At 64.0% G+C, this 18933-nt stretch carries 22 protein-coding genes; 11 read left to right on the top strand and 11 right to left on the bottom strand.

The window, feature by feature from the left end; genetic code table 11:
• Nucleotides 1–27: 27 nt before the first annotated feature.
• Nucleotides 28–846: a DUF1194 domain-containing protein gene (locus tag ACTXGA_RS12180; protein WP_443393995.1), complete on the bottom strand. Its 819-nt coding sequence runs from the start codon at nt 844–846 to the stop codon at nt 28–30.
• A 279-nt stretch (nt 847–1125) separates the two neighbouring features.
• Here ACTXGA_RS12180 and ACTXGA_RS12175 point away from each other — a divergent pair, with 279 nt between their 5' ends.
• Nucleotides 1126–1626 carry an Lrp/AsnC family transcriptional regulator gene (locus ACTXGA_RS12175; protein WP_443393993.1) on the top strand — a complete coding sequence of 167 codons (501 nt, stop codon included), beginning with the start codon at nt 1126–1128 and terminating at the stop codon, nt 1624–1626.
• A 41-nt stretch (nt 1627–1667) separates the two neighbouring features.
• On the opposite strand, the gene ACTXGA_RS12170 is transcribed toward ACTXGA_RS12175, so the two are convergent.
• The 6 genes from ACTXGA_RS12170 to lgt form a co-directional block, all read right to left on the bottom strand.
• Nucleotides 1668–1913, bottom strand: coding sequence for a hypothetical protein (locus tag ACTXGA_RS12170; protein ID WP_443393992.1), 246 nt, complete (start codon nt 1911–1913; stop codon nt 1668–1670).
• A 219-nt stretch (nt 1914–2132) separates the two neighbouring features.
• Nucleotides 2133–2813: a Hint domain-containing protein gene (locus ACTXGA_RS12165; protein ID WP_443393990.1), complete on the bottom strand. Its 681-nt coding sequence runs from the start codon at nt 2811–2813 to the stop codon at nt 2133–2135.
• A 429-nt stretch (nt 2814–3242) separates the two neighbouring features.
• On the bottom strand, nt 3243–3404 hold the full coding sequence (locus ACTXGA_RS12160; protein ID WP_443393988.1) for a hypothetical protein: 162 nt from the start codon (nt 3402–3404) through the stop codon (nt 3243–3245).
• Nucleotides 3405–3541: 137 nt separating this feature from the next.
• Complete coding sequence (gene pgeF, locus ACTXGA_RS12155) at nt 3542–4297, bottom strand: peptidoglycan editing factor PgeF (RefSeq protein ID WP_443393986.1); 756 nt, start codon at nt 4295–4297, stop codon at nt 3542–3544.
• The gene (locus ACTXGA_RS12150) at nt 4294–5364 is read right to left on the bottom strand and encodes a class I SAM-dependent methyltransferase (protein ID WP_443393984.1); all 1071 of its coding nucleotides are present in this window, start codon (nt 5362–5364) and stop codon (nt 4294–4296) included. The genes pgeF and ACTXGA_RS12150 overlap by 4 nt, the downstream gene beginning before the upstream one ends.
• Complete coding sequence (gene lgt / locus ACTXGA_RS12145; RefSeq protein WP_443393982.1) at nt 5361–6278, bottom strand: prolipoprotein diacylglyceryl transferase; 918 nt, start codon at nt 6276–6278, stop codon at nt 5361–5363. Before lgt ends, ACTXGA_RS12150 begins: the two co-directional genes overlap by 4 nt.
• A gap of 94 nt (nt 6279–6372) precedes the next feature.
• On the opposite strand from lgt, the gene ACTXGA_RS12140 reads away from it, so the two are divergent.
• The gene (locus ACTXGA_RS12140) at nt 6373–6612 is read left to right on the top strand and encodes an accessory factor UbiK family protein (protein WP_443393980.1); all 240 of its coding nucleotides are present in this window, start codon (nt 6373–6375) and stop codon (nt 6610–6612) included.
• 164 nt (nt 6613–6776) lie between these two features.
• On the opposite strand, the gene ACTXGA_RS12135 is transcribed toward ACTXGA_RS12140, so the two are convergent.
• On the bottom strand, nt 6777–7373 hold the full coding sequence (locus tag ACTXGA_RS12135; protein WP_443393978.1) for a TetR/AcrR family transcriptional regulator: 597 nt from the start codon (nt 7371–7373) through the stop codon (nt 6777–6779).
• A gap of 87 nt (nt 7374–7460) precedes the next feature.
• On the opposite strand from ACTXGA_RS12135, the gene ACTXGA_RS12130 reads away from it, so the two are divergent.
• The 7 genes from ACTXGA_RS12130 to ACTXGA_RS12100 all read left to right on the top strand — a co-directional run bounded on the left by ACTXGA_RS12130 (nt 7461) and on the right by ACTXGA_RS12100 (nt 13357).
• Complete coding sequence (locus tag ACTXGA_RS12130; RefSeq protein ID WP_443393976.1) at nt 7461–7868, top strand: hypothetical protein; 408 nt, start codon at nt 7461–7463, stop codon at nt 7866–7868.
• Nucleotides 7868–8497, top strand: coding sequence for a LysE family translocator (locus tag ACTXGA_RS12125; RefSeq protein WP_443393974.1), 630 nt, complete (start codon nt 7868–7870; stop codon nt 8495–8497). The genes ACTXGA_RS12130 and ACTXGA_RS12125 overlap by 1 nt, the downstream gene beginning before the upstream one ends.
• A 76-nt stretch (nt 8498–8573) precedes the next feature.
• On the top strand, nt 8574–10025 hold the full coding sequence (xylB, locus tag ACTXGA_RS12120) for a xylulokinase (RefSeq protein ID WP_443393972.1): 1452 nt from the start codon (nt 8574–8576) through the stop codon (nt 10023–10025).
• A complete protein-coding gene (gene xylA / locus ACTXGA_RS12115; protein ID WP_443393970.1) occupies nt 10022–11329 on the top strand; it encodes a xylose isomerase in 1308 nt (435 codons plus the stop codon). Before xylB ends, xylA begins: the two co-directional genes overlap by 4 nt.
• A 79-nt stretch (nt 11330–11408) precedes the next feature.
• A complete protein-coding gene (locus tag ACTXGA_RS12110) occupies nt 11409–12053 on the top strand; it encodes a hypothetical protein (protein ID WP_443393968.1) in 645 nt (214 codons plus the stop codon).
• A 60-nt stretch (nt 12054–12113) separates the two neighbouring features.
• Nucleotides 12114–12488, top strand: coding sequence for a SpoIIAA family protein (locus ACTXGA_RS12105; RefSeq protein WP_443393966.1), 375 nt, complete (start codon nt 12114–12116; stop codon nt 12486–12488).
• Between the two features lie 278 nt (nt 12489–12766).
• Complete coding sequence (locus tag ACTXGA_RS12100; RefSeq protein ID WP_443393964.1) at nt 12767–13357, top strand: VPLPA-CTERM sorting domain-containing protein; 591 nt, start codon at nt 12767–12769, stop codon at nt 13355–13357.
• Between the two features lie 167 nt (nt 13358–13524).
• Here ACTXGA_RS12100 and trpS read toward each other — a convergent pair whose 3' ends face one another.
• Nucleotides 13525–14553 carry a tryptophan--tRNA ligase gene (gene trpS / locus ACTXGA_RS12095; RefSeq protein WP_443393963.1) on the bottom strand — a complete coding sequence of 343 codons (1029 nt, stop codon included), beginning with the start codon at nt 14551–14553 and terminating at the stop codon, nt 13525–13527.
• 76 nt (nt 14554–14629) lie between these two features.
• Here trpS and ACTXGA_RS12090 point away from each other — a divergent pair, with 76 nt between their 5' ends.
• Nucleotides 14630–15313: a rhomboid family intramembrane serine protease gene (locus ACTXGA_RS12090; protein ID WP_443393961.1), complete on the top strand. Its 684-nt coding sequence runs from the start codon at nt 14630–14632 to the stop codon at nt 15311–15313.
• Nucleotides 15314–15316: 3 nt separating this feature from the next.
• Here ACTXGA_RS12090 and ACTXGA_RS12085 read toward each other — a convergent pair whose 3' ends face one another.
• Both ACTXGA_RS12085 and murJ read right to left on the bottom strand, forming a co-directional pair.
• On the bottom strand, nt 15317–16603 hold the full coding sequence (locus ACTXGA_RS12085) for a phospholipase D-like domain-containing protein (protein ID WP_443393959.1): 1287 nt from the start codon (nt 16601–16603) through the stop codon (nt 15317–15319).
• Complete coding sequence (gene murJ, locus ACTXGA_RS12080) at nt 16600–18147, bottom strand: murein biosynthesis integral membrane protein MurJ (RefSeq protein ID WP_443393957.1); 1548 nt, start codon at nt 18145–18147, stop codon at nt 16600–16602. Before murJ ends, ACTXGA_RS12085 begins: the two co-directional genes overlap by 4 nt.
• Before the next feature lie 351 nt (nt 18148–18498).
• Between murJ and ACTXGA_RS12075 the strand changes: the two genes are divergently transcribed.
• Nucleotides 18499–18927 carry a hypothetical protein gene (locus ACTXGA_RS12075; RefSeq protein WP_443393955.1) on the top strand — a complete coding sequence of 143 codons (429 nt, stop codon included), beginning with the start codon at nt 18499–18501 and terminating at the stop codon, nt 18925–18927.
• Nucleotides 18928–18933 lie beyond the last annotated feature (6 nt).

Raw genomic sequence — 18933 nt, 5'->3', positions numbered from 1 at the left:
GGTGTTCAGAGGTTCAAGAGGACGCATTCACGCCTTCTTGCGGCCCCGCAGGCGCAGCGCGCCAAGCGCGCCGAGGCCAAGCGCAATCAGCGGCAGGCCAGCAGGCAGCGGAATCGGGTCCGGGGTCACAATTTTTTGGACCTTGGCCGAGATCGCATCGTCGTAGGCTGTGCCGAAGTCGGATACCGACAGCACGAAGGATGCGTTCAGTGGGTCGGAAATCAGCGATGGATCGCCGAAAATCGGCTGCGCTCCCATGCCTGCGGTATCAAAGGCCAAATCGCTCAAGCGGCCTTCGGCGGCAAGGTCCAGATCGACGGCCTCAAAACTCAACGAGTCCCAGCCTGCGGTCTTGAGGGCATCTCGAGCGGTGATCGCCGCGGCCTGCGCCGTCGCGACCGAAGCGAAGGCATCTCCAATAATTGCGTTCGGGTCGCCGTCCGTCATCATGTTGATGATGCTGAAGTCACCTGATGCCGACGCGATCGAACCGAGCAGATCAAATGCACACTCATAGCAGGTTCTGCCATCTGTGGCGGTCGGAGCGGTATCGATAGCTGATACGACAGCGGCAAGATCGGCCGCGCTGTCCACGACCACCTCGTCGACGATGACATTGGCAGGATCCGTCGCCGTGGACGAAAAGCTCACGACGGAGATCGTGTATACGTCGGGCCCGCTTGTGGGAATGCTGGAGCTCAGCGCAGACGCCAGAGAATCCATGGCGGATTCGTATTCCGAATCAGAGATGCTGCCCGAGAAGTCCATGATAAAGGCAAGGTCGTATGTTGCCGCACTTGCGGCGCCCGTCATCACGCCTGCTGAGGCAACCACTGCGGCTGCCATGTTTCTAAGTCTCATTTCTGATCCCCCTACCTGTAAATTGATCAAAATCTTTAGGCCCGCTGACTAAAAAATGGGCCAACGCCAGATCTTCATATTCGAAAAATGCGATTCTGGCAAATTGTGGTTAACGTTTCGTCAATGATTTGACGGATTGTCCGCGGTTTGTGAACAGATTGCCGTCATCGCCCCTACTGTTTTTGATTCTTGCGCGACTGCGAAACATTATTGCGTGTCCGCGCTTGTCTGTTATAACAAACGCAAATTTGGCGGGGGAAACGCATGCCTGGTCACCGGCTTGATCCGATCGATCGCAAGATTCTGGCAGAACTGCAAGCTGACGGGCGGATGACAAATGTCGAATTGGCCCGCCGGGTCGGCATATCAGCCCCGCCCTGTCTGCGCCGCGTCCGCGTACTGGAAGAGCAGGGCTATATCAAGGGCTACCATGCCGATGTGGACAGCCGCGAACTGGGGTTCGAGGTGCAGGTCTTTGTCATGGTCGGGCTGCAAAGCCAGGCGGAGGGTGACCTGTCCGCCTTTGAAGAGCGTTGTCGCGCTTGGCCCTTGGTGCGTGAGTGCCACATGCTGAACGGCGAAGTGGATTTCATCCTGAAATGCGTCGCTCCGGACCTGTCGACGTTCCAGAGCTTTTTGACCGGCGATCTGCTGACCACGCCCAACGTGGCCAGCGTCAAGACCTCACTGGTGATCCGCGGCGCCAAGGATGAACCGGGCGTGCCGTTCGAGGTTCTGGAAGAACGGCTGAGCCGCAGCGCCTGACACCGACTGCACGGCGCAACGGCTGTTGCGGCCCGATCGGGTCAGAACGAGTCGTCACCAGTCAGCGCAAAATCCAGGATTGCGGCTTCGCGAATAATCGGGTCGCTGCTGTCGTGTTGATCCAGGTTCTCACTGCGGACGGAGGCGAGTGTCGCATTGATTAGTTCGATCTTGTAATAGGCGTCGCCGTCATCGGGTGTTTCCGCTGCGGACAGGTCATAATCGAACGTATCCTCGTCGCCGTCAAATGTGCCGCGCTTCATGGTCAGATTGCTGAAATCGGTCATTTTGAAACCCTTTGATGTGGCTGCGGTCCGGCATCAAAAGTGCCGCATGTTCTGTGAATAACAGGACACGGGGCGATGGCGCAGTCTGCGATTCCTGACCATCCGGAGACCAGGGCGAGGCGCGACAAGGGGTCAACGGGCAAAAAGGACTGGCCGTTGGGGCGCGCCGGGTCAGGTGCGGCGCGTGACGTTTGGTGAATTGCGGGTGCCCGGATCGGTCTAGATGTCGATCAGGCTGTCCACAACCTCTCGCGCGGTGCGTGTCATGCTGACCTGACCGAAATCGTCCAGCGCCGAGATGTTGGGGAACATGCTGAGGAACAGCGCGCGCATGTTCTGGCCCAGCGTCGCACCGGCCGTGTTGCCCGGATGATAGGTTTCAAGCTCGACCCCGCCGACCCGGATCGTCGTGTGGCGCTGCACCATGAAGTGATACAACTGCACGGTGCCCATCGGCGCGATCTGCAGGAACCGGTCGCCATCGGCGTAATCCGACACCTGTGCCAGAACGCAGTCCTGCCCCAGCAGCGTTTCCAGACGCGGGTGACGCACCACCATGCGCGCGGCAGGGCCAAGCAGCAGGTCCATTGGCGGCTGCCCCATGCCGAACGCATCAGAGGTGATGCGGGTCATGTGGGTCAGTGTCGTGTCCTTGTCGTCATGACCGGGGACATAGGTGGTGGACCCGATCCACGTAATCGGTTCGGACCCATTCGCCGTTTCGATGTAATCACCGGGCACCAGATCCTCGACCGCGACAGGGCCACGCAGCGTATCGATCAGCGTGCCGCGGGCAAAAGCGGTGGCGCAGGCCTCGAAAAACTCGGACGCGGGGGCAATGTGCTGGGTGAAGGACACCGTGAGGTCCGGCAGCAGTGCGGCGACCTCGTATTTGCGCATGAGAGAGTGCGCACGCCGAGGCCGCCCATCAGGAGAGAGTGCGGGATCCGAATGGTCCGGCTGAGAAAGAGCCGGATTGGCCGCGGGAGTCATCCCGGGCAGGTCACGATGGAGGCGCGTCATGTGAACACCCTGAAATTCGGGTCACATCCGTGTTGGCCCCCACCAACAACGACAGAAGGACGGTTAAGGAACGCATCTGTACTGATGACGATTTGCTCCTAATTGAACCGCAAAGTCAAAATTGATGTGATTGCCGCGCCGGGTCGTATGACAATCCCCCGTCACCCGGTCGGATTGTCTGGGTTGGGTGAACGAAGCTGCCATATTTGGCGCGTTGGAGCCGAATCGCAGCACCGTCATCTTCGGGCACGCCAAAGGGGCGCAAGCGTGAGGGAAACGCTTGCGCCCCGTTCGGCGGCTGGTTGGTCAGGCGCTCTTGGCGTAGGGCAGGGTTTGCGGTTTTTCCTGCGCGGAGATGCGGCGGGCGATCATCGCCGCACGCGCTGCCCCGCGTTCGAAGGGAAGGCGCGGGATCTCTGTCTTGGCGGTTGCCGTGATCGACGCGATGAAACGGTTTTGGGATTTCATTGTTTGGGCCTCTGCTCTGCCTCTGGTGTGCCTGCCTGACTGAATGGCGGTGAATTGCGGCGGGTCTGGGCAGAGAATTGGACAATCCTGAGGAATTGCGCAGATTGTTTCCCGAAGGCTTGGCGAAGCCCCAGCGGTCAGAGGCGGATGGCAGAGATCAGCCGCCCATAGTCCGCCTCTTTCGCATGGGTCGTGCGGCGGTAGGAGTAAAACCGCTCCGGATCGGAATAGGTGCAATGGCGCGTCCATTCGGCCTCTATCCCGGCCTCGCGCAGGCGATGCAGCCCGTAGGCGGGCAGATCGAAATGCATCCGGTCGCCATCGCCGCCCGCGAAAAAGCGGGTGTTGGCGTGATCCTCTGCAATGAAATCCTCAAAGAACTCCGGCCCGACCTCATAGGCGCGCTGGCTGATGGTGGGGCCGATGACGGCGCGCAGACCTTCGCGGGTCGCGCCAAGGGCCAGCATGGCGTCCACCGTCGCCTCCAGCACGCCATCGCGCGCGCCGCGCCAGCCCGCATGGGCCGCGCCGATCACCCCGGCCTCAGGATCGGCCAGCAGGACCGGCTGGCAATCGGCGGTGAGCACTGCAAGGGCCACGCCCGGCGTGGCAGTGACCAGCCCATCGGCCTTTGGCCGCGGATCGGGCAAGGGGGCAGTCACGGTGATGACCTCTGCCGAATGCACCTGATGCACGGTGGTCAGCGAATCGGTCGCGACCTCCATCGCCTGTGCAACGCGGGCGCGGTTGATCGCCACGATCTCGGCCTGATCGGTGGACCCGGGGCCACAGTTCAAGCCGGAAAAGATGCCCGAAGATGCGCCGCCCCTGCGGGTAAAGAACCCGTGACGCAGCGGTGAAAGGTTATCAGATGTGATGATTTCGAGCGTCATGGGACGGGTCGAAGCTCCAGGCCGGGCGGGGGTGGCGCGCCCCGTGGCAGCAGGGCGAGCGTCTTGAATAGTGATCCCATTTCATCGGGGTGCGTCAACCGGCGATGTGCAGCGATATGGCTGTCCAGCGCTTCACCGCTGAGCCCGCGGGCCAGGGCCTGGGCGCGTTGCGTGATGCCAAGGCGTTCGAGGAACACGCCCTGCGGGGTCAACAGCGTGTAGGTGGCCGGGGCCGCCCCGCGTGCGATGGGTTCGAAATCCACATGCGCCGTCAGGTCGGCGGCACCGGGCGTTTGCAGCGGATCGACGGGGCTGTGCCCCTTGAGCGCCTGCAGGGTATCGCCAAGAGAGTGCCAGCCGCCGTAATCGACGATCAGGGCCAGCCCGCCATGGCGGGCAAGGCGCGCGCCAAGGTCCGCCGCGATGGTCCGCGCCGGGGCGCAGGTTTCGACGATGTCACCGTCCTTGGTGTCCTGCAGCCGGTCGGAAAGGCCCGGCTGCACCGATGGCCCTCCAAGGCCGATTCGCAGGGTCTCGCCCTCCAGCCCGACGACACGTTCGCGCCACGCCTCGCCATCGCGCTGAAACTGGCGGATCGGGAGCGCGTCGAAGAATTCGTTTGCGATCAGGAACAGTGGTAATTCCGGCAGGGTTTCGACGCTGTCGTGCCAGCGCGCATTTGGCAGGCGTTTGCCCTGTTCGGCGCGCAGGGTCGGCGAGGTTTCGACTAGGTGCACCTGAGCGGCGGTGTGAAAGCCGGGCACCCGGGCCGTGGCGCGCAGGATATCCGCCATCAGGGTGCCGCGCCCGGGGCCAAGTTCGGCCAATGCAAAAGGAGCGGGCGCGCCCTGATCCATCCATGCCTGCGCAAGGCAGAGGCCAATGACCTCACCGAACATCTGGCTGATTTCCGGCGCGGTGGTGAAATCGCCCGCCGCGCCCAGCGGATCGCGGGTGCTGTAATAGCCATGCGCCGGGTGCATTAGGCAGGCCGCCATGTAATCGGCCAGTGTCATCGGGCCGGTGGCGGCGATCTGCCGGGAAAGGATATGGTGCAGCGGGGTCAAGATGTCCCTGTCGCGCCGTTCGGCAGCGCGCGGGCGCGCCTCTGCGCGTACCGGATCGCCAGCGCGCCGCCGATAATCATCGGCAGGGTCAGGATCTGGCCCATGGTCAGCCCGTAGCCGTTCACCTGCAGGGCAAGGCCCAGCGGGTTGCCGTCGGACTGAAATTGCGAGTCCGGCTGGCGAAAGAATTCGACGATGAAGCGGCTGATACCGTAGCCCATGAAGAAGGTGCCCGCGACCGCGCCGGGCCGTTTCAGCCAGCCACGGGACACCATCCACAGCAGGACGATCAGCAGCAGCAGACCTTCGAGCGTGGCCTCATACAGCTGTGAGGGGTGGCGGGCGCACAACTCTCCGAAAGGCTGGCCGCAGTCCTGCGCCAGCTGACCGGGAAATATCACCGCCCATGGGACGTCCGACGGGCGGCCCCACAACTCGGCATTGATGAAATTGGCGATGCGACCCAACAGCAGGCCCGCCGGCGTTGCCAATGCCAGCATGTCAGCGGCAGAGGCCAGCGGGATGCGATTGCGGGCGCAGAAGATCCAGACCGCGCAGACCACCCCCAGCAAACCGCCGTGAAAGGCCATGCCGCCCTGCCAGATCATCGGGATTTCCAGCGGATGGCTGAGGTAATAGCCCGGCATGTAGAACAGGACGAAGCCCAGCCGCCCGCCAAAGATGATGCCAAGGATGACCCATGTCAGCAGATCCTCGATCTGGCGCGGGGTCATGGGCGGCGTGTCGTTGGCCCAGAGATGGGCGCGCCTGACCGTCCAGACGGCCAGCCGCCAGCCGATCAGGATGCCTGCGATATAGGCCAGCGCGTACCAGCGCAGCGCAAAATCGAAACCAAAGAGAGAGATCGAAAAGACCTCGGATGAGAGGTCGGGAAAGGGGATGGCGGCCTGCATGCGTCCTGTTGCCTCTTGTGGCGCGGCGAAGTCAACCTTGAGGGTTGCCTCTTTGGCACCCATATAGGAACCGAATGCAACGCCGGAGTGACCCATGCAGACGCGTAACAAGGTTTTCGACGATATCAGCCAGCTGATGACCAACGCCATGGGCGTTGCACAGGGGGCGCGGGAAGAGGCCGAGACGGCGATGAAGTCGATGATCGACCGCTGGCTGGCGGATCGCGACTTCGTCACCCGCGAGGAATTCGACGCCGTGCGCGCCATGGCCCAGAAGGCGCGTGAAGAGAACGAAGCGCTGAAGGCGCGCATCGAGGCGCTTGAAGACAAGTAAGGGACGGGGTCGGACGCTCGTGTCCCTGCGGGCCACATCGCCCCGCCCACCGTCCCGTAGGGCGCCGTTCGGATGCGCCTTGGGGAAATTTGCGCCGGTCTGAAAGGCCGATGAGAGAGCCGGTTCAGTCCGGCTCTTTTCGTTTGGGCCGCCTGACCTGATGTTCAGCCAAGGATTTGCCTCAGGTGCCGCACGGCCCGGTCAGCCCGTTCGCGGCAGAAGACGTCGGAGGGGGTGGGCATGCGGCCAATGACCCGCCGGATCTGCAGGTCGCCCACCAACAGGTCGAGATATAGCCCGACGGCCTCTCCCGGATCCTGAAAGCTAAGTTGCCCTTCGTCGCGGGCGCGCTGCAGCACCTGCACCAGCAAGGGGAACACCGCGTCGCGCCCGGCCTGTGACAGGGCCGCGCCAAGTTCACCGCTGCTGTCGGCGGCGGCCGCACGGTTCAGGGCGACGGCGCGGTCGCCGGTCAACAGGCCAAGCAGCTTTGGACCCAGCGACGACAGGATCGACAGCGCGTCGTGATCTGTTTCCAGTTCCGCTTCGAGATGTGCTTTCACCTCGGCGGCGTTCCGGGTGACCAGCGCCCGGAACAGTCCCTGTTTGTCGCCGTACCAGTTGTACAGGGTTTCGTTCGACGCCCGCGCCCTGCGCGCAATGCCCAACATCGACGTCCCGGCGTAGCCTTTGCTTTCCAGCAGGTCATAGGCGGCCTTTTCGATCTGCTGTTGGCGGAGCGTCCGTTTTTCTTCGCGCATTTTTCTCTCCGGAGTGTTGACAGAATCCGTAACTAAAATTACGGATATGCGCAACCGTAACCGAAATTACGCTTTTGGAGATGCCTCATGACTCAATACGACCGGCAGGCAATCGCTGCCCTTGCCACCCTGATCCTGTTGCAACTGATCATGCTGTCCGCGCTCTATTCCGGCATCCGCCCGCATCCCCCGGTGGCAACGCCGCTCTTCGGGATTGCGCCCTTCCTGGGGGCGTCCATGTCGATCGCGCTTGCGGCGATTATCGTGCAGCCGCTGACCACTGCCACGGGCCGCGTTCTGGGCGTTCTGGCGGCGCTGATGGCGCTGGTTTCCTTCGGGCCGCAGAAATACTTCGATGCGCAATTTGCACTGATCTGGCCTGCGGTGATCCTGGGGCAGGTGTCTGCCTTGGTGATCATCCTGCGTGTGGGGCAAGCAGTATCCCGGGGGGACGAAAGGACCCATGTGGCCCCGTCCTGCGCGGGGCAGGCGTGATGGACCTGCCGCTGCTGACATTTGCGGCGATGGTGCTGGTCATCGTCGCGACGCCCGGACCCACGGTTCTGCTCGCCCTGTCCAACGGGTCCCGCTACGGCGTGGCAAGGTCCAGCTATGGCATCGCGGGGGCGGCGCTGTCTGATGCCGTGCTGATGGCTGCCGCGGGCCTCGGGCTGGGCGCGGTGTTGGCTGCTTCGGCGCTGATCTTCAGCCTCGTGAAATGGGTGGGGGTGGCCTATCTGGTCTGGCTTGGGGTGCAGATGGTGCGCTCATCGGGCGTGGTGGGGCCCGTCGCGCGTGAGACCGGGTGCGATACAGGCGCTGCCTTCCCGATCTTCCGGAAAAGCTTTCTGGTGGCGGTGACAAACCCCAAGGGATACTTGTTCTTCACCGCTTTCCTGCCGCAGTTCATCGACCTGTCCGCGCCATTGCTTACGCAATACCTCGTCTTGGCGCTGGTCTTTATCGCCGTCGATGTGGGCGTGATGGCGGCCTATGCGGGGCTTGGGGGGCGGGCCGTGCGCTTCTTGACCAACCGGGGGGCGATGTGGGTTGACCGGACCTGTGGCGTGACCCTGATTGCGCTTGGTGGGGCGCTGGCCTTTGTGCGACGCGGCGCGGCCTGAGCAATCCGTCATCGCCTTGAGGTTTGACAGCCCGCTGCCTGTTGGTATTCGTTAGCGCCAACGAGGGAGGCGGGCGATGTACCTGGGACTGGATTTGGGAACCTCAGGGCTGCGCGCTCTGCTGGTCGATGGCGACGGCGTGCCGGTGGCAAGCGCCACCCGCGCCTATCAGGCGCAGCATCCGCACCCCGGCTGGTCAGAACAGGATCCGGCGGAATGGGTCCGGGCCGTGGATGGGGCGCTGGGCGAACTGGCAGGGTCACATGCTGCGGATATGGCGCAGGTGCGCGGGATCGGCGTGTCCGGCCACATGCACGGCGCCTGCCTGCTGGATGCAGAGGGCGCGGTCCTGCGGCCCTGCATTCTGTGGAACGACACCCGCAGCGCGACAGAGGCGGCGGAACTGGACGGCACGGAGCATGTGCGCGACCTGTCGGGCAATATCGTCTTTCCCGGCTTCACCGCGCCCAAGCTGCTGTGGGTCGCGCGGCATGAGCCAGAGGTCTTTGCCAAACTCGCCACCGTCCTCTTGCCCGCCGCCTACATGAACTTTCACCTGACCGGAGCGCGCTTTGCCGACATGTCGGACAGCGCAGGCACCTCTTGGCTGGACGTGGGGGCGCGCGACTGGTCGGCGCATCTGCTGCAGGTCTCCGGCATGTCGCGGGATCAGATGCCTCGGCTTGTTGAGGGCTGTGAGCCGGGGGGCGTGTTGCGCCGCGATCTGGCGGACCGATGGGGGATGACAGGCGAAGTCCAGATCGTGGGTGGCGCGGGGGACAATGCCGCCTCTGCCTGCGGAGTGGGCGCGATGCGCGAGGGGACGGGATTTGTCTCTCTGGGCACCTCGGGCGTGGTTCTGGCCGGGCGCGACGGCTATGCGCCTTTGCCGGCCTCTGCGGTGCACACATTCTGCCACGCGGTGCCGGGGCAGTGGTATCAGATGGGGGTGATCCTGTCGGCCACGGACAGCCTGAACTGGCTTGGCCGGGTGACGGGAGAGACCCCAAGGGCGCTGTCCGAGGAACTGGGCGATGTGCTGGACGGGCCGGGCAGCCTGCGGTTCCTGCCCTACCTTTCGGGCGAACGGACGCCGCACAACGACAGCCGGATCAGAGGTGGCTTTCTGAACCTGAGCGTCGGGACTGAACGCGTGGACATGACGCGCGCGGTCATGGAGGGCGTCGGTTTTGCCCTGCGCGACTGTGCCGAGGCGTTGAAGGCCTCTGGCGCGCGGCTGGAAACGCTGTTGGCGATCGGCGGCGGCGCGCAGTCGCGCTATTGGGTCGAACTGCTGGCCACCCTGCTGGGCGTGCCGCTGTCCCTGCCCGACAAGGGCGATTTCGGCGCGGCGCTGGGCGCGGCGCGGCTGGCCATGGTGGGCTGCGGTGCGGGCACCGTCGATGAGATCATGACCGCCCCGCCGATCCGCCAGACCATAGAGCCGAACACCCGGCTGGCAGGCGCCTATGACGCCGCCTACGAGGCTTGGCGAGAGATTTATCCAGCAGTGAGGGGGCTGACATGAGCACAGGATTTTTCGACGGCATCGCACCGGTCCGTTACCAAGGGCCGGACAGCGACAACCCGCTGGCCTATCGCCACTACAACCCTGACGAAGAGGTCATGGGCAAGCGGATGGAGGACCACCTGCGCTTTGCCGTGGCGTGGTGGCACAGCTTTGCCTGGGAGGGCGGCGATCCGTTCGGCGGGCAGACCTTTGTCCGGCCGTGGCATCCGCAGGACGACATGGGCCGCGCCAAGATGAAGGCGGATGTGGCCTTCGAGATGTTCGAAATCCTTGGCCAGCCGTTCTACTGCTGGCACGACGCGGATATTCGGCCCGAACAGGGCAATTATGCCGACAACCTCTCGACGCTGGAGGAGATCACCGATTACATCGGCCAAAAGCAGGACGGCGCGAAGGCAAAGCTGCTTTGGGGCACGGCAAACCTGTTCTCGCATCGGCGCTGGATGTCCGGCGCGGCAACAAATCCCGATCCGGACGTCTTTGCCTATGCCGCCGCCACGGTAAAGGGCTGCATCGACGCGACGCACAAACTCGGCGGTCAGAACTACGTGCTCTGGGGTGGGCGAGAGGGCTATGAAACCCTTCTGAACACCGATCTGGGGCGCGAGGCCGACAACATGGCGCGCTTCCTGTCGATGGTGGTCGAGTACAAGCACAAGATCGGCTTCGACGGTCAGATCCTGCTGGAGCCGAAGCCGCAGGAACCGTCCAAGCACCAGTATGATTACGACGTGGCCACCTGCATCGGCTTCCTGCGCAAATACGGGCTGCAGGATGAGATCAAGCTGAACATCGAACAGGGCCACGCGATCCTTGCCGGGCATTCGTTTGAACACGAACTGGCGCTGGCCGCGTCCGAGGGGATGCTCGGCTCCATCGACATGAACCGCAATGATTACCAGTCCGGCTGGGACACGGACCAGTTTCCGAACAACGTGCCAGAGGTGGCTCTGGCCTATTACCAGGTACTCAGGATGGGTGGCTTCACCACGGGCGGCACCAATTTCGATGCCAAGCTGCGCCGGCAGTCGCTCGATGCCGAGGACCTGATCGCTGCCCATGTGGGCGGGATGGACATCTGCGCGCGGGGCCTGAAGGCCGCAGCCGCCATGCTGCAGGATGGCGGGCTGGAAGAGGCGCTGGCCGACCGCTACGCCGGTTGGAATACGCCCGAGGCGAAGCAGATGCTGGACAGTGGTCTGGATGCCATTCAGGCGCGCGTGCTGTCCGAGGGGATCAATCCCGAACCGCGCTCCGGCCGTCAGGAACGGCTGGAAAACTGGATCAATCGCTTCGTCTGACCGCTATCGCTATGCACTTGGTTTGCACTCGGCCGCGGGATGAGGCAGGGGAAGGGCGCGAAATTCAGGAGGTGTGCCAATGGCGGACGCGATCTCGGCAGAGGATGTAACGGCGCTGTTCACGCGGTCGGACGGGAGCTATCTCTGCGCCCGCTGGGGCCGCCCGATTTCGCCCATCGTCTTTGGCGTCGAGGATGCGACCCTCAGCGTCGTCAAAGGCGCGTTCGAGGCGGTCTGTACCCTTGCCGGGCACCAGATGGCCGAGACGGACCCGGAACTGGGCTGCAACGCGATGGTGTTCTTCTTTCGCGACTGGTCCGAACTGCGCGAGGTGCCGGACCTCGGGCGCATGATCGAGGGGCTGGACCCCTTGGTGGACCGGCTGCAGGCGGCAGGGGCGAACCAGTACCGCGTGTTCCGGTTTGATCCTGACGGCGGGATCCGTGCCTGTTTCGTCTTTCTGCGCATGGGTGAGGAATTGTCCAAGGTCCCGGCAGAGACTTTGGCGCTGAGCCAGGTCGTGCAGTCGATCCTGCTGTGGTCGGACAAGGCCTTCAGCGATCGGTCCCCGTTGGCGCAGACAGAGGCCGGGCGGGTAATCCTGCGCCCCGATGTCGCCGATGTGATCCGCGCCGCCTATGATCCGGTGCTGCCCGTGGCCGCGCAGGACCCGACCCATGCGCTGCGGGTGGCGGCCCGGATCGCCGCCGCGCACGGCACCTGAAACATCTGCAAGGCGCGCAGCCCGCGCCTGTGGCATGATAGCCAGAGGGAGGGGCGCCGCATGTCAGTGACCTATGACGAAAACGACGAAACGCAGGTGGTGGAGTTCACCGTCGACGGGCATCTGTCACGGGCGGATTTCGACAGGCTGTCCGGCCGGATGCTGGACTTTGCCGACCGCCACAGCAAGTTCCGCATGATCGAGGTGGTGCGCCGCTTTCCCACCTTCGACCCGTCGATCCTGCTGCCCGGTATCCGTTTCGACCTGCGCATTCTGGGCAAGATCACCCATATCGCCGTGGTCACGGACCTTGAGTGGATCAGCCCGTTCGTCAGTTTTGCCGGGATGGTGACCCCGCCAAAGATGCGGATGTTCAAGTATTCCGAACTGGAAGCCGCGCGCATCTGGGCGGCGCAGGCGGACCGCCCGGACTGAGCGCCGCACCATCCGTTGTCGATCCGGCGGTGAGTGGCCAACGGCTGGGCCACCGAAACCGTTCGCAGGTCGCGAGGCCGTTGTGCCCAAACACGGCAGTGCCACCCGTATACAGGCAGTGGAATTTGTAGTAGTCTACCGTTGCGGTGCTCGCGGGTCCTTTCACGCTTGAGGAACACAGTTTCAAGAAACGCGGATTGAGCGACAGCGCGTGTTCCGCCGGAGGTCCGCTGCACAATTGAGCTTTGGACGGCAATGAATTTTCTGGGGGACGATATATGAGACTACTTGCAGCAGCCTTTGCGCTTTGTGGCGCGTTGATCGCGCAGAGCGCATCTAGCGCCACCATCACCACGTCGGTGAATGGGACCGACAACATCTACTTCACGAACTGGGGGTCGACGAACAACGGTATCAATGCTGATGTGACCGGCAGGGGAAATGACGTAACCGCGGTTTCTGATTTGTCCGGTGCCATCAATTTCGCAACCCTCGGTCCGGTGATGAGCATCGCGACAGGGTCCGTTGTCGATGCCGGTCCAACCGCGACAGACGCGGATGGCGGTGTGGGCCTGTTCAATGGGCTCACTGTTTACTCCCTGATCGGTGTCTGGAGCTCGACTTCGGGGTCGATCACGTCGATTGGCGATTCCTTCTTTGTCGGCAAATCGGCCACCCTGATCGTCCCAACCGCAGTCAGCGCATACCTTTTCCTTGGCGAGAATGACGGCATTTTCTCGGACAACTCGGGTGCCTACTCAGTGGCGATCGACTACGCATCGCCGGTGCCGCTTCCTGCCGCGCTTCCGCTGATCCTTGCCGCTCTCGGGGGCTTGGGCATCGCGGCGCGCCGTCGCAAGATCGGCTGATCAACGGAACGCCATTCTGTGACACGAAGTATGCGGGCGCCATCGGGCGCCCGTTTTGCTGCGGGACAATTCGGCCCTGCAAGCGGATCTGGCCCATGCAGAGCTGCCGCGACAAACGTCACCCCAAACAAGTCGGGCGGACCGCGCAGGCGATCCGCCCCGCTGTTTCAGCGCACCATGCCGACGATTTCGTAGGTCTTGGTCAGGATCGGCGCGGCGATCTCACGCGCGCGGTCGGCGCCGCGGCGCAGGATGGCGTCGATCTCATCCGGTTCCTGCATCAAACGCTGCATCTCGGTCGAGATCGGTTCCAGCTTGGCCACCGCCAGGTCCGCCAGCGACGGCTTGAAGGTGCCGAACTGCTGACCCGCGTGTTCCGCGATCACCTGCTCCACCGTCAGATCGGCAAGGGCGGCGTAGATGTTCACCAGGTTGCGCGCCTCGGGACGTTCGGCCAGGCCCTCAGCCGTCTCGGGCAGCGGTTCCGGGTCGGTCTTGGCCTTGCGGATCTTCTGCGCGATGGCATCGGCGTCATCGGTCAGGTTGATGCGGCTCATGTCCGACGGATCGGACTTGGACATCTTCTTGGACCCGTCGCGCAGGCTCATGACGCGCGTGGCCGCCCCTTCGATCACCGGTTCGGTGATCGGAAAGAAATCCACGCCGAAATCATTGTTGAACTTGATCGCGATGTCGCGGGTCAGTTCCAGATGCTGTTTCTGGTCCTCGCCCACCGGAACGTGCGTCGCGTGGTAGATCAGGATGTCGGCGGCCATCAACGCGGGATATGCGAACAGGCCGAGCGAGGCGTTCTGCGCGTTCTTGCCGGCCTTGTCCTTCCACTGGGTCATGCGCTGCATCCAGCCCATGCGGGCGACGCAGTTGAAGATCCACGCCAGCTGCGCGTGCTCTGCCACCTGACTCTGGTTGAACAGGATCGATTTTTCCGGATCGACACCCGAGGCGATGAAACCGGCGGTCAATTCCCGCGTCTGCCGTTTCAGCGCGGCGGGGTCCTGCCAGACGGTGATGGCGTGCATGTCGACCATGCAATAGATCGATTCGATCCCTTTTTCCTGGCTGTCGGCAAAGCGTTTCAGTGCGCCAAGGTAGTTGCCCAGCGTCAGACCGCCGGACGGCTGGATGCCCGAAAAGACGCGCGGGGTGAAGGCGGAGTTGGGCTGACCGTCGGACATGTGCACTCTCTTGGTGGAAATCGTCGCGCGGCTGGCTTACCGATGCCACCGGACACCGTCAAGGAAGAGGCAGGTAATGACGCATCCCCATAATGAGGCCCCGGTCCACCCGCTGCCGCCCGTGGTGGCGGCACTGTTCCTTGTGCTGGCCGGGATCGAACTGACATTCTGGCTGGGCGCGCAGGGCTTGGTCGGCGGTCCGCAGGCCGTGGGCTGGCGCACCGGCGCAATCGAAACCTATGCCTTTTCCGGGCAATTGTTCGACTGGATGGTGGAAACGGGACAGTGGCAGGTCAAACATCTGATCCGCTTTGTCGCCTATCCCTTCCTGCACGCAAACTTCACCCATTCGCTGTTCGCGATGGTGATTCTGCTGGCCATGGGCAAGATCGTGACAGAGGCGCTGGGCTCCTTGGTTTTTCTGGCGATCTTCTTCGCCTCGGCCATCGTGGGCGCGCTGGCCTTTGGTCTGCTCAGCGATGATCCGTGGCTGGTGGGGGCCTATCCGTCGGTCTACGGGCTGATCGGCGGCTTCACCTTTCTGCTCTGGGTGCGGCTGGGCGACAGCGGCGCACCGCAGGTGCGGGCGTTTTCGCTGATCGGGATGCTGTTGGCGGTGCAACTGGTGTTCGGGGTGCTGTTCGGCAGCGGCATGGACTGGATCGCCGAGGTGGCGGGCTTCATCACCGGGTTCGGCCTGACGATGCTGCTGGCGCCCGGCGGCATGCAGGGGGTGATGACGCGTCTCCGGCGCCGCTGAACCTCAGAACAGGTCGTCGGGCAGGGCGCTGCGCGCGCTGGCGGTCTGGCCGGTGTCCAGTGCCTTGCAGGTCGCGCGCCAGATCGCGGCGTCGCGCATGTTTGCAGGTTCGGTCCCCTGACCAAGATACGCAGCGCCAAGCCCGTCCATGATCGCCGCCGCCAGCCCCGCGTCCCCGACCAGCGCGGAAACCTCCGTGTTCCAGCGGCAGGCGCGGCGCGTCAGGGCGGCCGATCCGACGACAGCGGCCCAGTCGTCGACCACCACGGTGGTCGTGACGGTCCCCGGCGCCTCGACGCAGGCAAGGCGGTTCCCGAAGGCCGCGCTCAGCGCCTTTAGGGTCTGCGCCTGCAGGGTGGCGGCGCGCGGACCGTCCCAACTGTGGATGTCTTTTGGCGGCAGCAGCAGGATCACCTGCAGGTCCGGTGACTGTCCGGCGGCCTCGATCAGCGCCTTGGCCAGCCCGTCATGCCGAAAGGCCCGCGTGCGGACCAACACGCTGTGACGCGCGTCGCGGAACAGCCGCTCCAGCGCCGCCTCATGATCCGTGCCCAGCGGGCGCGGACCGAAACCGGGGGCCGGGCGGGAAAAGCCACGCAGCAGGCGCAGGTCTGCCCGGCTTTGCGCGCGGCGCGGGGTGTCCAGCACTGCGGCCGGGGCGGCCAGACTTTGCGCCCCTCCCGATAGCGCCGCGGTCCAGCAATCCGTGAAATGTCCGCGCAGCGCCCCGCAGAAATCGCCATCCTCGATGGCCAGCGCAAGGTCCGGCCCGCCGATCACGCAGGCCCTGTCATCGGCCAGCGCAAAGCTCTGCGGCATCTCCACCGGGCGAAACTCTGGCCCGCCGGTCAGAATGCGCCGCTGAACGGCGGTCAGCATCGCGGGGTCCTCAGACCGCAGGGCTGTCAGCGCGGATTTGTACCGGCGGCGCAACCGCCATTCCCAAAGGCCGCTGACCTGTTGCCCATGGGGGGCGCAGATCACCTGCGCGTCGCCCTGCACAACGTCGGCAAATCCCGATGCGGTCTTCCACGCGGCCCGGTGGCGGCCCGGCGTCAGCAGCGGATCGGTGTCGGCCACGATCATGCGCAGAGTCACGCCGCGCCGGGTCAAGAGCGCGATCAGGTCGGCCCAGACCTCCAGCCCGCGTTCGCGCAATTCCGGGATCTGCAGGGGGGTGTCCGGGGTCAGATGCGGGACAGCCAGATACAGGTCCCTGCGCGCCGTCGCCGCCAACCGTTCCAGCGCAAGGGCGCTGTCGGTTTCGGTGATCAGCGCGCGTGCCGTCATGCCCGTCTCCGCCGGACAATCGCCTTCATCTCTGCCAAGCTGAAGGCGCCAAGGACCTGACCGGCGATCCCGTAGGCCACGACGCCAAGCGCGATCAGGCCAAAGAGCGCCGCAAGCCGCAGGTAGGGGATGGCCAGCCACGGGGCGAGGATCAGGTTCCCGCCCCAGAGCACGGCCCCCATGATCACCGAGGCCAGACAGATGCGCCAGAGCCGGTTGGTGAACCGGCTATCGAACCGCGCGACATCGCCGAATTTCCGCGCGCCCCGGGCAAGCTGCCAGACCATGATCCAGCCGGCCAGCGTGGTCGCGATGGCCGGGGCGATCCAGCCGATGAAGGGCGCCAGACCGATGGCAACTCCGGCATTCACCACCATGGCCCAGACCGCATAGCGGAACGGGCTGCGGGTATCCTCGCGCGCAAAGAACAGCGGTTGCAGCACCTTCTGCAGCACGAAAGAGGGCAGGCCCAGCCCATAGATCGCCACGGCCAGCGCGATCGAGGCCGCGTCATTGGCCGTTGTCGCGCCGCGCTGAAACAGGACAGACACCATCGGCAGCGGAATGACGATCAGCGCGACGGCGGCGGGGATGGTCAGCGCCAGGCTGAGTTCCCCGGCGCGGGAAAAGGCATTGCGCGCGCCGCCGTGATCATCCGCCTTCAAGCGGCGCGACAGGTCGGGCAGCAGCACGATGCCGACGGCGATGCCCACCACGCCCAGCGGTAGCTGGTACAGCCGGTCAGCGGCATAAAGCCAGCCAACCGCCTTTTCGAAATGGCTGGCCACCTGTTGACCCACCAGCAGGTTGATCTGCATGACACCGCCCGCCAACGCGGCCGGAATGGCCACGACCACAAGGCGCTTCATATCCGGTGTCATGTGCGGGCGGCCCGGGCGCACCTTGATGCCCGACCGCTCTGCAGCGATCCAGACCAGCGCCAATTGCGCCACACCCGCAACCGGCACCGCCCAGATGAGCCAGAGAATGACCTCTCCGCCCATGGCCGATCCGATGGCCATCGAGGTGCAGACGAGGATGTTCAGCAGCACAGGCGCGGCGGCGGCGGCTGCAAAGCGGCCCGTGGCGTTCAGAACGCCGGAAAACATCGCCGCCAGCGATATCAGCAGGATATAGGGAAAGACGATCCGCCCATACCCGGTGGTCAGGTCAAATCGTTCGTCCCCCGAAAACCCGCCCGCCGTGGCCCAGACCAGCGCGGGCATGAAGATCAGCGCCAGCGCGGTCAGGATCAGCAGCACAAAGGCCAGCCCGTTAAAGGCATCGCGGGCAAAACGCTGCGGGTCCTCCTCGCCTTCGAATTTCTTGGAAAACATCGGCACAAAGGCTGCATTGAACGCGCCTTCGGCAAAGAACCGGCGGAACATGTTCGGCAGGCGAAAGGCCGCGACAAAGGCATCCATCACCGGCCCGGGACCGATCAGGGCGAGGATCAGGATCTCGCGCACCACGCCCAGAATGCGGCTCATCAGGGTCCAGAAGCCGACGGTCATGATACCGGCGACAAGGCGTATGGGTTTCATGCTGCTCCGCTCGCGCTCTGCCTGACCGTCCGATTATCGCAAAGCCCGTGGCGGCGGAAGGGGGATCGCTGTTCTCCGGCGATCCTTGTTTCGCGGGCTCATCTGTCGGGACCCGCAGTTGCGGTAGGGCGGACCGCGGCCTGAAAGCCCGCAATACGGGTCAGAAACAATTGCGACTGGGCGCGAATTCAGCCATCCTTTCGTATAGGAGTTGTCGCGCCCGCAGTTTCATCGCGGCGGGGCGCTCTGTCAGACACTCATCGCCGTTTGGTCGAAAGCGCGATTTTCAAGCTAACCATTGGGTTCATCATTCGATCAGGCGTCAGCCATTTAGGACGGGACAAGACCACATTGCCTATCAGGTATGAAATCCTGACCGATCTGGAATTGGTGCTGGTGCATTTTCTGGGCGAAGTCGGATGCGAAGAACACATATCCTCCTTTCAGGACTATGCCGCCGATCCGCAGTTCGATGGCCGCCAGCATGTGCTGATCGACCTGACGCATTGCAGATTGGACAATTCCTATTTCGAGGACATGCAGCGGCTCGCCTACCGTCTCAAGGGGTACTATGGCGTGCGGGCGCTGACCTCGCGGACGGCGCTCTATGCGCCCGGGGACGTCGTCTTCGGGATGTCGCGGATGTACCAGTCGATTGCCGCAGGGGTCAGCCCGTGGGAAATCGGGGTGTTCCGGACCTTGGCCAACGCCATGGGGTTTGTCGGCCTCCATCCCGACACGCCGCAGGCGGCGCGTTTCATGGAGGCCTGGAACGCCTAGGCCGGG

The organism is Antarctobacter jejuensis (assembly GCF_052266595.1).
Lineage (GTDB): Bacteria > Pseudomonadota > Alphaproteobacteria > Rhodobacterales > Rhodobacteraceae > Antarctobacter > Antarctobacter jejuensis.
This window is presented reverse-complemented; position numbering and strand designations above follow the sequence as displayed.

Excerpts from the sequence above, each read along its gene's own strand:
- ACTXGA_RS12180 (WP_443393995.1), bottom strand. The coding sequence starts at position 846 with ATGGCAGCCGCAGTGGTTGCCTCAGCAGGCGTGATGACGGGCGCCGCA.
- ACTXGA_RS12175 (WP_443393993.1), top strand. The coding sequence starts at position 1,126 with ATGCCTGGTCACCGGCTTGATCCGATCGATCGCAAGATTCTGGCAGAA.
- ACTXGA_RS12170 (WP_443393992.1), bottom strand. The coding sequence starts at position 1,913 with ATGACCGATTTCAGCAATCTGACCATGAAGCGCGGCACATTTGACGGC.
- ACTXGA_RS12165 (WP_443393990.1), bottom strand. The coding sequence starts at position 2,813 with ATGCGCAAATACGAGGTCGCCGCACTGCTGCCGGACCTCACGGTGTCC.
- ACTXGA_RS12160 (WP_443393988.1), bottom strand. The coding sequence starts at position 3,404 with ATGAAATCCCAAAACCGTTTCATCGCGTCGATCACGGCAACCGCCAAG.
- pgeF (WP_443393986.1), bottom strand. The coding sequence starts at position 4,297 with ATGACGCTCGAAATCATCACATCTGATAACCTTTCACCGCTGCGTCAC.
- lgt (WP_443393982.1), bottom strand. The coding sequence starts at position 6,278 with ATGCAGGCCGCCATCCCCTTTCCCGACCTCTCATCCGAGGTCTTTTCG.
- ACTXGA_RS12140 (WP_443393980.1), top strand. The coding sequence starts at position 6,373 with ATGCAGACGCGTAACAAGGTTTTCGACGATATCAGCCAGCTGATGACC.
- ACTXGA_RS12135 (WP_443393978.1), bottom strand. The coding sequence starts at position 7,373 with ATGCGCGAAGAAAAACGGACGCTCCGCCAACAGCAGATCGAAAAGGCC.
- ACTXGA_RS12130 (WP_443393976.1), top strand. The coding sequence starts at position 7,461 with ATGACTCAATACGACCGGCAGGCAATCGCTGCCCTTGCCACCCTGATC.
- ACTXGA_RS12125 (WP_443393974.1), top strand. The coding sequence starts at position 7,868 with ATGGACCTGCCGCTGCTGACATTTGCGGCGATGGTGCTGGTCATCGTC.
- xylB (WP_443393972.1), top strand. The coding sequence starts at position 8,574 with ATGTACCTGGGACTGGATTTGGGAACCTCAGGGCTGCGCGCTCTGCTG.
- xylA (WP_443393970.1), top strand. The coding sequence starts at position 10,022 with ATGAGCACAGGATTTTTCGACGGCATCGCACCGGTCCGTTACCAAGGG.
- ACTXGA_RS12110 (WP_443393968.1), top strand. The coding sequence starts at position 11,409 with ATGGCGGACGCGATCTCGGCAGAGGATGTAACGGCGCTGTTCACGCGG.
- ACTXGA_RS12105 (WP_443393966.1), top strand. The coding sequence starts at position 12,114 with ATGTCAGTGACCTATGACGAAAACGACGAAACGCAGGTGGTGGAGTTC.
- ACTXGA_RS12100 (WP_443393964.1), top strand. The coding sequence starts at position 12,767 with ATGAGACTACTTGCAGCAGCCTTTGCGCTTTGTGGCGCGTTGATCGCG.
- trpS (WP_443393963.1), bottom strand. The coding sequence starts at position 14,553 with ATGTCCGACGGTCAGCCCAACTCCGCCTTCACCCCGCGCGTCTTTTCG.
- ACTXGA_RS12090 (WP_443393961.1), top strand. The coding sequence starts at position 14,630 with ATGACGCATCCCCATAATGAGGCCCCGGTCCACCCGCTGCCGCCCGTG.
- ACTXGA_RS12085 (WP_443393959.1), bottom strand. The coding sequence starts at position 16,603 with ATGACGGCACGCGCGCTGATCACCGAAACCGACAGCGCCCTTGCGCTG.
- murJ (WP_443393957.1), bottom strand. The coding sequence starts at position 18,147 with ATGAAACCCATACGCCTTGTCGCCGGTATCATGACCGTCGGCTTCTGG.